Annotated in this window: 6 protein-coding genes and 1 pseudogene; 4 read left to right on the forward strand and 3 right to left on the reverse strand. The window is 34.4% G+C overall.

The window, feature by feature from the left end; genetic code table 11:
* Window positions 1-96: 96 nt before the first annotated feature.
* Together DXU93_RS01050 and DXU93_RS01055 are read right to left on the reverse strand one after the other, a co-directional pair.
* Window positions 97-369 (reverse strand): annotated as a pseudogene (locus DXU93_RS01050) (cation transporter); the annotation flags it as partial.
* Between the two features lie 545 nt (window positions 370-914).
* Window positions 915-7,361 (reverse strand): FG-GAP-like repeat-containing protein, encoded by a 6,447-nt coding sequence (locus DXU93_RS01055; protein WP_116879385.1) that lies wholly within the window; start codon window positions 7,359-7,361, stop codon window positions 915-917.
* Between the two features lie 436 nt (window positions 7,362-7,797).
* Here DXU93_RS01055 and DXU93_RS01060 point away from each other — a divergent pair, with 436 nt between their 5' ends.
* Window positions 7,798-11,121, forward strand: coding sequence for a DEAD/DEAH box helicase (locus tag DXU93_RS01060; protein WP_116879386.1), 3,324 nt, complete (start codon window positions 7,798-7,800; stop codon window positions 11,119-11,121).
* 252 nt (window positions 11,122-11,373) lie between these two features.
* On the opposite strand, the gene DXU93_RS01065 is transcribed toward DXU93_RS01060, so the two are convergent.
* Window positions 11,374-12,846, reverse strand: coding sequence for an aminotransferase-like domain-containing protein (locus DXU93_RS01065; RefSeq protein ID WP_116879387.1), 1,473 nt, complete (start codon window positions 12,844-12,846; stop codon window positions 11,374-11,376).
* A 100-nt stretch (window positions 12,847-12,946) separates the two neighbouring features.
* On the opposite strand from DXU93_RS01065, the gene DXU93_RS01070 reads away from it, so the two are divergent.
* The 3 genes from DXU93_RS01070 to DXU93_RS01080 all read left to right on the forward strand — a co-directional run bounded on the left by DXU93_RS01070 (window position 12,947) and on the right by DXU93_RS01080 (window position 16,705).
* Window positions 12,947-14,803, forward strand: coding sequence for a TonB-dependent receptor plug domain-containing protein (locus DXU93_RS01070; protein WP_116879388.1), 1,857 nt, complete (start codon window positions 12,947-12,949; stop codon window positions 14,801-14,803).
* A gap of 429 nt (window positions 14,804-15,232) precedes the next feature.
* Window positions 15,233-16,075: a 1,4-dihydroxy-2-naphthoyl-CoA synthase gene (locus DXU93_RS01075; RefSeq protein WP_116879389.1), complete on the forward strand. Its 843-nt coding sequence runs from the start codon at window positions 15,233-15,235 to the stop codon at window positions 16,073-16,075.
* Window positions 16,076-16,090: 15 nt separating this feature from the next.
* Window positions 16,091-16,705 (forward strand): suppressor of fused domain protein, encoded by a 615-nt coding sequence (locus tag DXU93_RS01080; RefSeq protein ID WP_116879390.1) that lies wholly within the window; start codon window positions 16,091-16,093, stop codon window positions 16,703-16,705.
* The last annotated feature ends 1 nt before the right edge of the window (window position 16,706 follow it).

Below are 16,706 nucleotides of genomic sequence, written 5' to 3' on the forward strand. Positions count from 1 at the left end.
GAGGAGTTCGTTTGATGACAATCTTGATTCTACTTCAATGGATGGAATGATGTATTGGTTAAAACGCTATAAATGTATCTCATCATTGAGTTGTTTTCATTTACTTAATTTCAATATTTTGAATGCACCTTGCACTACCAAAACAAAAACGATGGTACCAATTATTAGATCGGGTAAACTTGAGCTTAGCCAATTCACTAAAATACCGGCAAAAATGACTCCTAAATTAATGACAATATCATTGGAGGTAAATATCATACTGGCCCTCATGTGAACTTCTTCTTTGCTCTTCGATTTTTGAAGAATATATAAACAGACTCCGTTGGCCAATAATGCGAAGGAAGAAACAACAATCATAGTTGTAAAAATTTGCAATCGTAGAAATACCGTCTAATTTCATACGAAGTAGGTCTTCCTCCGAAGGACAATCCATCTTGCTTATTTCAAATGTTGACTTCTTTATTTTAGTCCTTTTGGTAAGTTAATCCATGTACATTTAGTTCTCGTAAAATTATTTTAACACTCAATTGTAGTTTGTGATTTTAAATTTAATTATCCTCAATTGTGTTTCCTAATTCTATCTTATTGGAAGGTCCAAATTCGATTTCACAAAGCAAAAATTGACATTTAAAGACTATCGTTTTATACTCATGAGTTTACTGTAATTGTATGATAAAACTAAACAAATTTCTCATCATTTGATTTTACATTGACTATCCCTAGAAGATTAAAAGAATGCCTCTTCTTACAAAACTCAAATTTTTCAAAATGAAATATACTGTCCTATTGGAAGTTTCAAAGGTTTTATTAATGGCTGATGGACTTGAGAAAATTCAATAAAAAACCCGCACTCAATTTGCTATTTACAAACCGAATGCGGGAAAATTAAAAATTAAAAATACCAGACTGTTGTATTATTTCACAATGATTTTTGCATTGAATAATTCGCCATATATATTTCGAATGTTTGCAAAATAAATTCCAGGTGAAAGAGATGATAAGTCCAACTTTGCACGTTTATCATTAATCACCTCATTCAATACAACTTTTCCAGAAGGTGAACATATTACTATAGAATCAATTGGGTCAGAAAACTGTTGATCATTAATCAAGTAAATATTTACCCAGTCTGAAGTTGGATTAGGATATAGAATCACCTCTGTTTCATCGTTTTCATAGTTTGGACTAATCATGATTTCGGTATTGTTGGTTCTAATAAAATCATTGTAATCAAACTGAATATCGGCATCGTTGTTGATGATTTGGAAAGGCTTCAACCCTTGTTTTGGGAAGATTTTAAATTGCACATACCCATTACTTCCTTCTGGATTTGATGTTGAATCTGGCAACTCAATATTATTGTTAATCCAGGTTACTTTGCCATTCACAATAGATACTGAAAAAGGATGAGATGAACTCATTTTTCGGAATGTACTCCAATCTAAATGTTCCGACAATTGGTCTTCAATCTGAACACGTTGTGCAGCATAATTCCCTAAGTTTTGAAAACGAATTTTGTATACCAAGGCTTGATTATGGTAAGCCTCTGATGAAACACCAATTCCATCGATCAAAACTAATTTATCATTCGGGTCAATTGAACCTACTACAATATCAGTCAAACTACTAGAGTTATTTGCTGTATTACATTCCTGACCGTTATAACTTAGATTGACGTCTACTGTAATTAAATCATTTAAATCACTATACACATCTACTGAGTCAAACAACTCAATTGTATAATTTGACATTGCATCCATTCCACTTATGTAGAATGTGTAAACTCTATCTTCAGAATTTTCTACTAAAGCATCCCATTGATTACCTTTAAGAATTACATTATTAGATAAAGTCAAATCTACATTTAATGTCTGAGTTGCCTCATACGCACCCTTGTTATGAATCACTAGATTTAAATCATTGGTCAAACCTCTTCTAAATGCTGCAGCTCCCATTTCAACTTCAAATTCAGGGAATAAACAAATTGCTTTATTACCAAAATCATTACCGCAATATTCTGCTTGGATGTTTTTATTAATATCCAAAGTATAAGCTCCTAATGGTGCAGTTACCTGCCAATCATTTGAAACGACTTGATCAATAGTGTAATTTCCGTCTTCTAGGTAAAATTCATAATAACCATCTTCATTTGTGAAAACTTGAAAGTTATTTGGACTTACTAATAATTGTGCATTTGCGATACCTTGTTCGGTTGAATCTTGTATTCCATTATCGTTGGCATCAAAATAAACAACACCACAAACTTTTGATCCACAAGACTCAGCGATATCCAATGTTTGATTGATGTTAGGGTTAGTAATTGTTGTAATTACACCAGAAGGCCATAATACAATCAGACTATCAATTGCAGTCGCATCAGAAATTCCAAATAATATTTTTGATGAATTTTGCCCTCCCATTGATGAACCTTGACTCGAAACGTTCTTGGTTTGCCAAACATCTGTTCCATTAATATTCGCTTTAACTTTAATCGTTGCTCCAATCCCAAAACTATTAGAATTACATCCATTTAATCTTACACTAATGTGATTGGTACAAGATGCTTTAGCATTATTAAATAGGTTATTTGTATTACTTCCAACGTTAGCCACTATGAGGTCATAATCACCGTCATTGTCATAATCAGACCAAGCCATCCCGTAAGAATCATTACTTTCTTCTGTGATTGCATTATCGATTTTTGTAAAAGTTTTATCACCATTGTTTGCAAATAAGAAGTTTTTCTGACTCTGATCATTTGACACTACCAAGTCCAAATCTCCATCATTGTCGTAATCTGCCCAAGCAGCTCCATTTGAATTTGAAATATTCGTAACAATAGACAACTGTGTTAATTTAATAAAATCTCCATTTCCAATATTTTCATAGAAGAAATTAGGATCTGTACCTCTTGAATTGGAAACAAATAAATCCAAATCTCCATCGTTATCATAATCTCCCCATGCTCCTCCAACTGAGTACCCCCCATCGTTGGCTATAATATTTGATGTGTCAAGAATTAAAATTCCATTTTGATTATTAAACAGTTGGTTGTTTTCTCCGTTTGTGTTAGCAATGAATAAATCAGGATCTCCGTCATTGTCATAATCTGCCCATGACAATCCAACTGCTGAAGTTGCTGATAAACTAACTTGACTCGCCTCATCAACAACAAATCCACCATTTCCATCTCCTTTGAATAAATAATTGAAATTGGTCGGGTGATAATCTGAAACTACCAAATCTAAGTTTCCATCTTTGTTGTAATCAGCCCAAGCTGAGAAGTGAGAATAAATCGGTTGATCGATTAATGGACTGTTTTGAACAGAAGTAAAGTTTCCGTTTCCATCGTTATGGTAAAGTCTATTTGATGAATTTTGGTTGTTAGAAACAAATAAATCTAAAAACCCATCATTATCATAATCTCCCCAGTTTCCAGAAATTGACGCCCCTAAGTCAGACGCAATTGGACCTGTGGTTACTTTAGAAAATGTTCCATCTCCATTGTTGTGATAAAGAATACTTGGTTCATTAATAGCGTTAACTGGAATAAATAAATCGTCATAGCCGTCGTTATCATAATCTCCCCAAGAAGCACCCCAAGTATTGTCAAAATCCAAATGAATTCCTGAAGTATTGTCTTTTTCGAATTTAGAACTTGGATCTATCGCTAATCTAATCGTTGGTAATGAATCACCACATGCGTCTTTTCCATTAATGTAAACAAATAAGAAATCTCCAGGTTGAAATGCTTGTCCCGTTTCAATCATCGTTTTAAGTCTGTATCTATTATTAGAAACATCAGTGATTCCAGGAATTCCAGTCACAGGGAAATTTGGATCATAATCTGCAATATTAAACTGGTAAGTTGAGGATGAAAAACTAGGATCTGTAATACTTGTATAAGCATTAGAAACATTGTATTGGAAATAAGATGACCCATCAACAACCTTAATTTTGTTAGGATCTGGCGTAACTAAGTCGATAGTCATATCATAAATATTTCCTAATAATACGCTCGTAATGTCAAAAGTTAATTCCATTTGAGGCACACAAGGATCAGCCATAATTTCACTTGCTATTCTCGTTTGGAAAGCTGCATCATAAGGCTCTACAAATAAATCAAGAGACTGAGTTGGACATGTAAAAGATGATAAATCAGAAGGATACCCAATACAATCAAAACCTGAAACTGCGGTAATTTGAGCCTCATCACAGTTTTGGATCTCACCGTTTATTGTAAAATTCATTGTTGAATTTCCATTCAAATCACCTACTTGATAAAATCCATTTTGTTCAGGTACACTTTGTCCTGTTGCGTTATTAATCACTGAAGTAATTGTCAAGTTGCTTGGAGTTTGTAAATAAATCCATGTATTCACAGCTGTTCCACTTTTAGCGTTTTTCAATTTGTAGTTCCAAGCCACCATTCTGTTAATTGTATTTTGGAATGGATTATTTGAAGACAACGTAATCTTAGCTGGATTGTATTTTATTTTATCTGGATAATTGGTCGTAATTAAACCTGATGTTTGTCCATCAATTGCATTGCTTTTTTGATAGTCAAAAGACCAATTTATTTCTTCAAAAGTATTTTGTGGTGTGTTACAGTTGGCAACTAATTCTGCTTGTATGTAACCATGAAAACCATCATCGCTGTAATTTAATTGATTACTGTTATAGTATTGTTGAATATTAAAAAAGATAAAATTCCCTGAAATACTGTCTGCGGTAACATTATTAATGGCTTGTGTAGCCGTTGAATTTGTTTTCATTGTTCGGTATTGAACAATTTTTGCTTCTGTGAAAGAGTAATTTGCAGGTATTTCAAGCTTAACCGTCTTAAGATTCCCCCAAGATCTGTATTCGTAAGGAAAAAGATTACCTCCAGCGTAGTTATTTCCAACGTTTCCATTCGACATTCCAAAGTATTGTTTAGTCCTATTCGAACATGTTTTTAAATTAACATTGTTGTTCCAATCATTTCGGAATGAATAACCTATTAATGTGATTCGACCATTTCTAAAATTACAAGCCTCTTTCTGATTGTTTGAAGGTGATGAAACTTGACTTAAAAAGAACTCGTTGTAAAATGTTGTTTCTTTAATTAAACCACTAACAGAAGAAGAAACGATGTAATCAAAGTCAATGGAAATTGAATCTCCAGCAGCGTATACATAATTCGTTAATGCAGGGTTTAAACTCACTAAATTTGATGCATTCAAATTATATTTAAAAACACGCTCATTTGACCCATTACTAATAATTGTAGGTTGATTACCATTAATGATGTGATAAGTATTAGCACTAGCATCGTAAATTTTAATTTCTGAAGAAAGGAAAGTTAATGCGCTTCCATAATCAATTGTAGCATTAAATTGAGCATATTCAAAGTTGTTACTTGTAGAACCAATACTTGCAATAACAGAGGCTTGTATGGTATCTCCTACCATAGCTCTATCTGTTCTTATTTGACTCATGTCAAGACTTCCATTATTATCTGCAATACCGTTTTGGTCATTATCTGCTAAACCATAATTCGTTCTTTCAATAGTAAAATCAGCCACATTTAAAGTGTTACAATTTCCGCCTGGACAATGTAAATATGTTTTGATTTCTTGATTACATTCTAAAGGAACTTCACAAATAGTTGCACAACTTGTATCTGCAATATAAGCAACATCAACAGATATATTTTTCCAACCTGATGTACCACAATTTCCTATTACATCTAACACCAATTCACTTTGAACTAAATTAAAAGGTAATGGCGTATAAAACAGAGCAGTTACAATGTTAGTGCTGGCATCATAAGTTATATTGTTGTTTTGCCAAGTAATTCCATTGCTTTTAAAATCTAAATTTTGGTAAACTAAACCTTGATCCAGAGTAAAAACAACTTTGTAATGCGCACCAGGACCTTCGGGTAAATTATTTTCGAAACTTGAAACTAAAAATTTGAAAGCTTTGGTTTGTCCTGCATTGATATCTAATGGAGTTTCCGTAAATAAATTTAAGTTTTGCTTGTTCTCATCTTGGCCAACCTTAGAGGCGTTATAAGATTGAATATTACATACATCAGTGTACTCAACTTCAGCTTTCCAACCTTTAATTGCATCACTACTACATGTTTGAATACAACACGATATAACATCCCAGTTTACAAAAACCTCCTCTCCTGGAGCAATTGATGGAATCGTGAAAATCAATCGTCCTTTCGGTGAAGTACCCAAACAAGCATAAGCAGAAGTGTTTTGTGTTGCTATTGCAGTAACATTATTTGGATAAACTGCAATTCCATTTACTCCAACACGATAGTTTAACGACGTCTCATCAAATCGACTGTAAATTGATTCATCGTAATTACTACCTAGCGATTTATAAAGATCTATTTCAACTTGTGAAGCAACCCCACTTCCCGTATTTTTCACAACTAATTCTTGGGTGAAAGCAGAACCATTTCCAAAACATGAACCAAAACTCTCATTGGCAGAAACTGTTAAATTAGGACTTTGAAAATCAATACTCACGTTAGCATAAGTTGTGGCAGATGACCATTCAAATGGAACCTTACATCCCCAGTGAACTTTCATTGCTGAACTGATTGTAACATCATTACAACTTGTTCCTGTTAGAGTTTCTTCAATTATGATTGATTCATTTTGATCTAAATAATTGTCACCGTTTCCGATTCCGCTAAAATCTGACCCGGAAAGGAAAATGGTATCATTACTAAATGTTCCCACATTTACTCCAGTCAAAACTAAATCTGAATTATTAATAACATCGGTTATGAAAAACTGATCTATTTTTCCGTTTCCTCCATTGATGATGGATATACTTCTCGTAGTTGAGCTTCCACTTATAATACTTTGACTTGTTGGTGTAACATTCAAAATACTGAGGGCAGGATATAGAATGTTAAAACTATTACTTTGTTCGATTTCAACCCCATTCGTATGATTGACTGTTAAATTGTGACGAAAAACTCCACCATTATTTTGAAAGATAAGTGCACTGTTGTCTACTGAATAACTCAGTTGAAATTGAACACTATCTCCATCAGGTATATTATTTGACTTAAAAATCAAATTGGCATTTGAGCTTAAGTCATACCCGTATAAACCATGGTTAGTAAATTCCTCTATAGATCCTGAAAGATAATTTACACCTTCTGGAAGAGAAAGAATAAACTCTGGACTACTTAAAGCATTCGAAGAGTTATTGATAATAGATATAGTAAGGGTATCAGGTGCACCGCATACTTCTATTTCTGATTGATGCTCAAAAGAAATATCCACCGATTGAGCGAATAGAAAACTCGTGAAGAGCAAAAATAAATTGAGTAAAAATGTTTTCATAATTTTGTTTTCAATCTTATAACTAAAATACGTGCCGAAACTAACATCCCCCTAAAACACTATCAACTAAGCTTTTCACCATAAACAATACCTTCCAGAATATGGAAAAAAATTCCATTTTTAGGATTTTATAATATCTATAAACACAGCATTTTCATTCTGAAATTGAACTATTTAATATGTTTTGATTAACCGAAACTTATTAAGTTAAAACGACACAGTAAAATGTAAAACAGTAGCAGAAAATACTCCAGTCAAGAAGTATAATTGATAAATTACCAACACAAGATGTGTAAGATCCAAACCTCAATATTTTACTTCTAAAACAAATGAAATGAGAAGAAACAAACTTAAAGTCTAAAGAACATTATTCAATTATAGTTGAAAAAATATTCCTATAGAATTCACAACAATTTTAATTACTTTCGTTGTTGAAATGGAGGCAATTCGAAAACAAATTGAGGAATGGAAATCGGGACTATTGTCGCCCAATCAAAACGATGTTCTACTCAATATAAAACCCGATAAAAACGCCCTTGCCATTGAAGATTGGTACAACGAAGAAAAGTTATTTACTGTACCAGATCATGCTTTCCTTAAAAAATGCGACAAACAACACCGAAATGCAATTAAAGAAAGTGGTACGCCAATTTTTGGTTTAGCGAAAGACCAATTGTGTTTTACTATCGACCATCAACAGTATCAAATGCCTTTTTTATTGGCAAGTGCTACACTCCATTTTAACCGATTCAATTCACTTTTTGAAATTGAACAAACAGAGGATTTTTATGTAAATCCATTACTTTTGAACCTCCTAAACATTGAGGATATTGCATCGGATTCAAATACTGCTTTGCAAACTTTAGAAGCCTTAGGATTAAAAGTTCAATTCGAAAATGGAGTTTGGGCAGCCAATTTTCATCCACACCGTTTTGTGATTCAAAAAGAATTAGATGCTTTATCTGATTTACTACATTTCAACAATGCATTACGCAGTTTATTTGGCGAACAAAATGAGTCAGCAGACATCTCTTTATCGGATTCTTATTTATTTCCTGCTGATGCGAGTCAGCAATTGGCCATTGAAACAGTTAAAAAAGAAAATACCGTAGTTCAAGGTCCACCAGGAACAGGAAAATCGCAAGTTATCGCCAACTTAATTGGTAAAGTTTTAGGCAAAGAGAAAAATGCTTTGATTGTGGCGGAAAAATCGGTTGCTTTACAGGTAATTTACGATTTACTTAAGCAAAAAGATTTACATCATTTTTGTGTTTTATATCACCATGAATTAAAAGCAAAACAGTTTGTCACTTCACTAAAAAACACATGGAAAACACTCGAATCAATTCCAAAACAAAATGTTTCTGTAAATGTAAAACATGAACTACTCTTAAGTGGACTTGACTTAAAATTCAAGCGTTTACAGCAAAAAGATTTAATTGGTGGAATTAGCTTTAATGAATTTAAAACTGAATTTAAAGCACTTCAATCGGTAAAATATGTGGAGCAAAAACCGACTATTCCAAAATGGAAAAAAGAACTTGAATCGCTCAAACAATTGGAGGTAAATGGATTTCCAATTTATGGTAGTTGGCTCTATTTAAAAACCGAACAATTTACGATTGCTGATATTCAAAAATCGCTTCAAAAGTTAAGAGAAAAATGCAATCAATTTGATCTTGAAAAGTATTCACCAAAACAAATTGAACAGCGTTCTAAGTTAAGTTTACTCAATTCCTTGTTTTTCCATGATGATAATGCTTTACCTATTTCTATTTTTGAGGCGAACAGCAAAACTCAAAAAAAGCTGCTCAAACATTATCATTTGCTTAAAACCTTACTAGAGAAAAAAGAAGTTTTAGTCGCAGAAGAAAAACTGTGGAAAAAGCAATTTTCGCTTACTGAACTTCAAGAATATATTGAGGTGCTTTCCAATAAGAGCCGTTTTAATTTTAAATCTTGGCGTGTTAAAAATAAACTATCAAAATATACCCATCTCGATATCGGAGACACAAAAAATGCCTTGGAAAACTTGGTAGAATTGACCGATATCAAACGTAAAATCATTACTCAGAAGGAAGGATTAAGAAAACTAGATTTACCAGATGAATTGCCAGTTTTAGAACACATCGTTTATGCGATCAAACGCATCAATTCGGCTGACCAAAATGCAGTTCAACAACTTTTTGAATTCACAGAAAAAGAGCGCTTGACACTCAAAAGTCAAAATCAAGACCTTAATGAAGTTCAACAATTAATTCGCTATTACTTTCAATTTGATGACGCTCCAATTGGAAAACAAATCGGGGAATTAAACGAAGAGTTGCCGTTAATCATTGAAAATAATACAAGGTTAAAACAGATTTCCATAGCAACAAAAAACATTTTGAGTTCTGTTTCAACCCTAGCGGAAGCAGAACACATCATTTACAATTCACATTGGAAAGATTTCAAAGGTCAATTCCCTGATTTAGGAGAAACAACCGGCAAGGATATTCAAGTCACATTAAACAGTATTATTGAAGCTGAATCTTTGGCTTCTGATGAATTTAGCAACTCAATTACACAGAGAATTAAACAAGGTTTTGAAGAATATCATCAATTATTGCAAACACCAGCTTCAAAACTAAAACCTGAGCAAAAAGAGCTCAAAAAAACGCTTAGAAAAGGGAAGTCAATTTTGGTTAAAGCATTTGATAAAAAAAGGGTTTTTCCAAGTGTTCGGGAATTACTTGAAAGTGAAGCCAGACTATGGATACAATTGCTTCATCCTGTATTTTTATGTAGTCCATATAGTGTTGCTAAGAGTTTACCACTTGACTTCAGTTTCGATTTGAATATTTTTGACGAAGCGAGCCAAATTCCGTTGAATCACATTGTTGGCGCTGTTCAACGTTCAAAACGAGTTGTAATTTCTGGAGATCAGCAGCAAATGGCGCCACAATTTTATTTTCAAAAGAAAACCCAACATCAAATGGAAGCTTTGCATCATGCGAGTTTCTATTGGAAAAATGTAATGTTGACGCATCATTATCGCTCCAAGCATCCGCGATTAATCGAATTCAGTAACCGTTATTTTTACGAAAATAAATTAAGGACATTTCCTACATTAAATCCGGAAATACCAATTGAAGTCATCACGACAAAGGGTGTTTTCACAGAACGTAAAAACGAAGAGGAAGCGGAAATAACAGCCAAAATAATCACCACTAAAATACAAAACAACACCTTTGATTTTGGATTGGTGGCCTTTAGTCAAACCCAACTACAGGCCATTTTAGATAAAATTCCAGCCAAGGAACGCGACCAATTAACACAGCACGATTTTATTTTTGTACAGTCTTTAGAAAATGTTCAAGGAGATCAATGTGAGCATTTAATTATTTCCTTGGGTTATGGAAAAAACGAAAATGGAGATTTCCACATGCGTTTTGGTCCATTAAACAAAGAACAAGGTCACCGTCGACTCAACGTATTGATGTCAAGAGCAGTTTCGAAAACCACTTTTATAAGAAGTGTTGAAGCCAAAGATTTTGCCATTTCAGACAATGAGGGCGTTGAAAGTTTGCGCAAACTGATGTTGTTTTTGGAAGAAGAAGAGCGCACTCTGAAAAACACCCACTTCCCAGAAGGGATAAGGAATAATGGAGACATGTTAGAAATTAAAAACGTTTCAAACAAGTTTAAAGACGCTAAAACTGCATTGGATTTCTATAGAACAATGATCGATAGGGATTGGAAAGTAGAGATCGGGATATGATTTTTTTTGAGCTGCCCATTCAGGGCGAACGTCCACACGCTGTAACAATAGGATGCGATGCATCCTATTGAGTTGAGTTGGGCCTTCAGCCCGCTGTGGAATACTTAAGAGAAATCAACAAATAAGTATATCAATCAACATCACTTCCACGCCCCAAAGAGGCAATTGATTCTAGGCTGAGGGTTTTCCTCAGCCTAGAATCCTACACGTAAAACCCCGCCCTGAAGGGGCAGCTAAAAAAGGGAACAAACATCACCTTTCCACAACCGAGTCATATGCCGATCTAAACAACGGAAAAATCTCTTCCATTTCTTCCTGCGTCCAATGGGCAAACCCTAAACGTAATGCAGTTTGATTCTGATTTTGATACATACAAATTCGTGGTAGAAAAACACCGTTCTTTTTTAATTCATCGCGAAATTCAACCAAGGAAAATTGTGTTTTAAATTCCACCCAAAAGGCAAATCCGTTGGAAGGTAGCTCAAAGTAAATTTCATCTTTAAAATATAAATTCAATAAGGAGTGGAAGTTTAACCTGCGCTCGCGATATATTTTGATGCTTTTCTTGAGGTATCGGAATAAATCACCTTCTACAATCATTTCACCCAGCGCTTGCTCCAAAACAAAATTCCCTTGAGGATTGAGTAGTGAAACATATTTTTTAGCTTCTTCAATAAAATCAGAAGGCGCAACCATATAACTTAATTGTAAGGTAGGATGCAGATACTTCCCTATCGAACCAATATGTATGATTCTTCCTTTTCCACTCTTTGCTGCCATTGGCAATTCAACCGTTTTGACATAATTAAAGTCGAAATTTTCATTGTCCTCGATAATCACAAAATCATATTCTTCTGCTATAGAAATTAAGGCCTTGCGTTTCTTAGTAGATAACACCGAAGTTGTTGGATAACTTTGTTGAGGATTCAAATACACACAGCGAATCTCGCCTTTCTCAAAATGTTGTTTAATGTAATTCACATCAATCCCATCATCTTCCAACGGCACAGTTTTGATTTGTACGTCTTCCTGACTAAAAACCATGTTGGCAGAGAAAAAACTTAATTCACCGACCAGTACCACATCGTTTTTATTCATCAAAACTTTGGTGAGTGAATAGAACAACATTTCTCGACTTTTGGCCGACAAAATATGAGCTTTCGAAACATGAAAACCTCTGGTTAAATTCAAGAAATAACTCAACTGATCTTTAAAAAAATCATTTTCTTGAACAGCATAATTCCCAATGTTATTCTGAATATACCTGCGCTTTAATGCTCCAGTATAAAATCGAGATAACTCCTGTGTTTTTACTATTCGGTAATCAGGTTGGCCATCATTGCACACAAAACGATGTTCTTCTTTTTCAAAAGGTGAAGACAAAACAAAGGACTTACGAAATGAAAATGCCGCTCGATCACTAACATCAGATCTATTTGTTATTTCGCCATCTACATTTCGAACTTTTAAGGTTGGATTTTGCACAAAAGCACCAACTTTAGGCTTAATGCTAATCCAACTTTGCGCTTCCAATTCATCAAATGCAGCAACAACTGTTTTTCGATGTACTCCAATTTCTTCACTCCAAATGCGGGTCCCAGGTAATTTAGCACCAACTGGAATCAGTCCACGCTGAACAGCGTTAATAAACTGATATGCAATTTGAAGGTAAAGTGGATCTGATTTCCTTCTATCGATACGAATAAACTGAGCTATTGAAATCAAATCTGGACTATCTTAAATTTAAAAACTGGACTGCTTTTAAACCTGCAAATATAGCACCTTTGCGGAGAATTTTAGAACAAACGATATCACAAGTAAGAAAATGAGAAAGTTTATTGCATTCACAGCACTAACATTAGTTGCAAATAGCGGAATCGCCCAAGTGGAAGATACAACAGTATATGAAGAAGTAATCATTCAACGTAACCGTTTAGAAATCCCTGTTAACCAAGCGACACGAAACATCGAAATATTAACCCATGAAGAAATCAAAAAACTCCCTGCCAGAACTGTCAATGAATTATTGGCCTATGTTGGAGGAGTAGATATTCGTCAACGCGGTCCTTTTGGTGGACAAGCCGATATTAGCATCGATGGTGGGTCTTTTGAGCAAACACTTGTATTAATCAACGGTGTAAAATTGTTAGACGCACAAACAGCCCACAACATGATGAACATTCCAATTCCATTGGATGCGATTGATAGAATTGAAGTTTTACGAGGACCTGCTGCACGCGTTTATGGCATTAATTCTTTAACAGGTGCGATTAATATTGTCACGAAATCTGAAGCAAATTCATTTGTTGCGGTGAACACCTTTGCTGGCTCTTCATTTGAAGAAAGAGACTCTCTTGAAGGTGATGGTATTTACGGTGGTGGCGGAATCCAGTTAACCGGAAATTTCAACACAAAAAAACAAAATCATCTGATTGCTTTGAGTCAAGACTTATCGAATGGACAACGATATAATACGGGACAACAGAATTCACGATTCTTTTATGCAGGAAAACACAAAGTCAATCAAAATCATGAAATCGAATGGATGGGCGGTTACACCTACAATGATTTTGGTGCCAATGGTTTTTACGCAGCCCCAGGTGATATAAACTCACATGAAACTGTAGAAACAACATTATTGAGTTTATCCTCGACACACCAATTTGGCAAGGTAAAAATCACACCAAGAATAAGTAATCGTTACAACGAAGATGACTATCGTTATCTTGGAAAAGACATTGATATTGCCCGTTCTAAACATTATGCAAATGCATTTATGGCAGAAGTGAATGCAAGCTTAGAAACAAAAATTGGAGATTTCGGTCTAGGTGCAGAATCGCGATTTGATGAAATCAACAGTTCAAATATTGGAGAACACCAAAGAGACAATTACGGGATTTCAGCTGAATACAGAAAAATACTTTGGAGGAAACTTATCGCAACAGCTGGAACCTACGTTAATTACAATACAAACTACGGTTGGCAAGCTTACCCTGGAGTAGATTTAGGTTATAGAATTTCACCACATTGGAAAGTTTCTGCAAGTGTTGGAACAGGACAACGTATTCCTTCATTTACAGATTTATATTTAAATCAAGCACCTGCAAACGTAGGAAATCCAAATATCCTTCCAGAAGATGCAATGGCTTATGAGGCAAATATAGACTATAAAAAGAAGAACTTCAGAGCAAAAGGTGGTTACTTTTACCGTTCTATCACCAACTATATTGATTGGGTAAGAGACCTTCCAACAGATCCATATTCTCCGGTTAATATTGGCGAGAATTTAGTGCATGGATTATATGCCAACATCTCGCAACAATTTCAAATCAAGCAACACAAAATTGGCTACAAAGTGAGCTATACTCACCTTGACCCAAGCTATAAATCAGATAATGGTATTCAATCAAAGTATATTCTTGAATCATTGAGACATCAATTAATTGTTGGAGTAAACTATGCGTATGGTAACTTTTCTATTCAAGCGAACAACAGGTTTATTGAACGTGAATTAAATTCTCCGTATAACTTATTGAGCTTTCGTGCAAATTATGATATCAATAACTTTTCTGTTTATGCAGACATGAGTAACTTATTGAACGAACAATATGTTGAAGCGGGTGCTGTTCCTATGCCACCAAGATGGTTTACACTTGGAGTAAGATATAAATGGAGTAAGTAATATCGATAAATACTAAACTTAATTCTAAACTTCCCATTCATTGTGATGGGAAGTTTTTTTGTTTTAAAACCTTAATAACAAACTGATTAAGGCGTGATAATAGATTTAAAAACTTGGAATACCGAGAAAAATAGTCTGATTTTGTATTGAACAGCATTTAATTTCATACTACAAAGTCAAAAACATACCAACATGCAAAAGAAACCCCTAGTTTTGTAAGTGATACACCCACACAATATCATACTAGTGTTCAGTCTCAGGTTCCCATATATAATTGATCCAACACAATTAGGCAAAGATTTTGAATTGATCGAAACAAAAAAAATCACATATGATTTAAGAATTAAACAGTCTTAAATTGTGGAAATATGCCATATTAATCACCTTAATTTCTCTTTATTTCCTTAACTTCACGCCAAAATTTTGAATATGGCAAATCCAGAATGGAAAACAGTTAAAGAATACGAAGACATTACTTACAAAAAAAGTAATGGAGTAGCGAGAATTGCATTCAACAGACCAGATGTTCGTAATGCTTTCAGACCTAAAACAACAGCTGAATTATATGAAGCTTTCTATGACGCACAAGAAGACACTTCAATAGGAGTCGTTTTATTATCTGCTGAAGGACCAAGTAGTAAAGACGGTGTTTATTCATTCTGTTCTGGGGGAGATCAAAAATCCAGAGGTCACCAAGGATACGTTGGAGATGATGGCATGCACCGATTAAACATCTTAGAGGTTCAACGATTAATTCGCTTTATGCCAAAAGTGGTTATCGCTGTCGTTCCAGGTTGGGCTGTAGGTGGTGGACATTCTTTACACGTTGTCTGTGATATGACATTAGCCAGTAAAGAACATGCTATTTTCAAACAAACAGATGCTGACGTTACAAGTTTTGATGGTGGATATGGTTCTGCTTATCTTGCTAAAATGGTTGGACAGAAAAAGGCACGTGAAATTTTCTTTTTAGGAAGAAACTATTCTGCACAAGAAGCTGTTGATATGGGAATGGTGAACGCTGCAATTCCACATGCGGAATTAGAAGACACAGCATACGAGTGGGCACAAGAAATTCTTGAAAAATCTCCAACTTCAATTAAGATGTTGAAGTTCGCAATGAACTTAACAGATGACGGAATGGTCGGACAACAAGTTTTTGCAGGTGAAGCAACACGTTTAGCCTATATGACAGAAGAAGCTAAAGAAGGTAGGAATGCATTTTTAGAAAAACGTAAACCTAACTTCAAAGACATCAAATGGATTCCATAAAAAAGGAACAAAAACATGAGTGAATTAAAAAAGGCATTATCGAATCGATTTGGTGAGCACAGGGTCCATGATTACATAGAAAGTGAAGATCGTTATATTGATTTATTACAAATTGATCTCGAAAAAAAGTTTCCAGTAACCATCATTTGTACGCACGGCTTATCTGATTACGAAATGCCTGTAATCGAAAGATACAAGGATAGAAAATTCACTGAACTGTTTTTTTGTTTACCTGGATACTGGGATTTAAACGATAAGGAAAATCCAAACATGATGTGGCCATTGGAAGTAATTCAAAAGCTAACCAAAAACGTTATTGAAAACAAAACGTGGTATGGTCCAGGTCACACAATTGCCAATGGGAACCCATCTGTAGAAATCTCTGAAACCATGAAGCAAGATCATTTCTTGCTTGCTGACCCCATTGAATTCGAAGATTATTTAGCGCCCATTAATATAGATGGAAAGACGGTACATTTCCTAGCAATCATTCCTCTTTTCCATAAGGAGTATGAGCAAAAAACACATAAAGGATACCGCAAATGGATCAAGAAATTCCGTTCTAGAAATGGAAACGAAATTTTGGATGATTACAGAAAGTCAATTTACAAAAGCCGCTGGAAACGATAAT

The organism is Brumimicrobium aurantiacum (assembly GCF_003402975.1).
Taxonomy (GTDB): Bacteria; Bacteroidota; Bacteroidia; order Flavobacteriales_D; family Crocinitomicaceae; genus Brumimicrobium; species Brumimicrobium aurantiacum.

Bases quoted from the DNA above. Each gene is read 5' to 3' on its own strand.
- DXU93_RS01070 (WP_116879388.1), top strand. From the start codon at position 12,947: ATGAGAAAGTTTATTGCATTCACAGCACTAACATTAGTTGCAAATAGC.
- DXU93_RS01060 (WP_116879386.1), top strand. From the start codon at position 7,798: ATGGAGGCAATTCGAAAACAAATTGAGGAATGGAAATCGGGACTATTG.
- DXU93_RS01080 (WP_116879390.1), top strand. From the start codon at position 16,091: ATGAGTGAATTAAAAAAGGCATTATCGAATCGATTTGGTGAGCACAGG.
- DXU93_RS01075 (WP_116879389.1), top strand. From the start codon at position 15,233: ATGGCAAATCCAGAATGGAAAACAGTTAAAGAATACGAAGACATTACT.
- DXU93_RS01055 (WP_116879385.1), bottom strand. From the start codon at position 7,361: ATGAAAACATTTTTACTCAATTTATTTTTGCTCTTCACGAGTTTTCTA.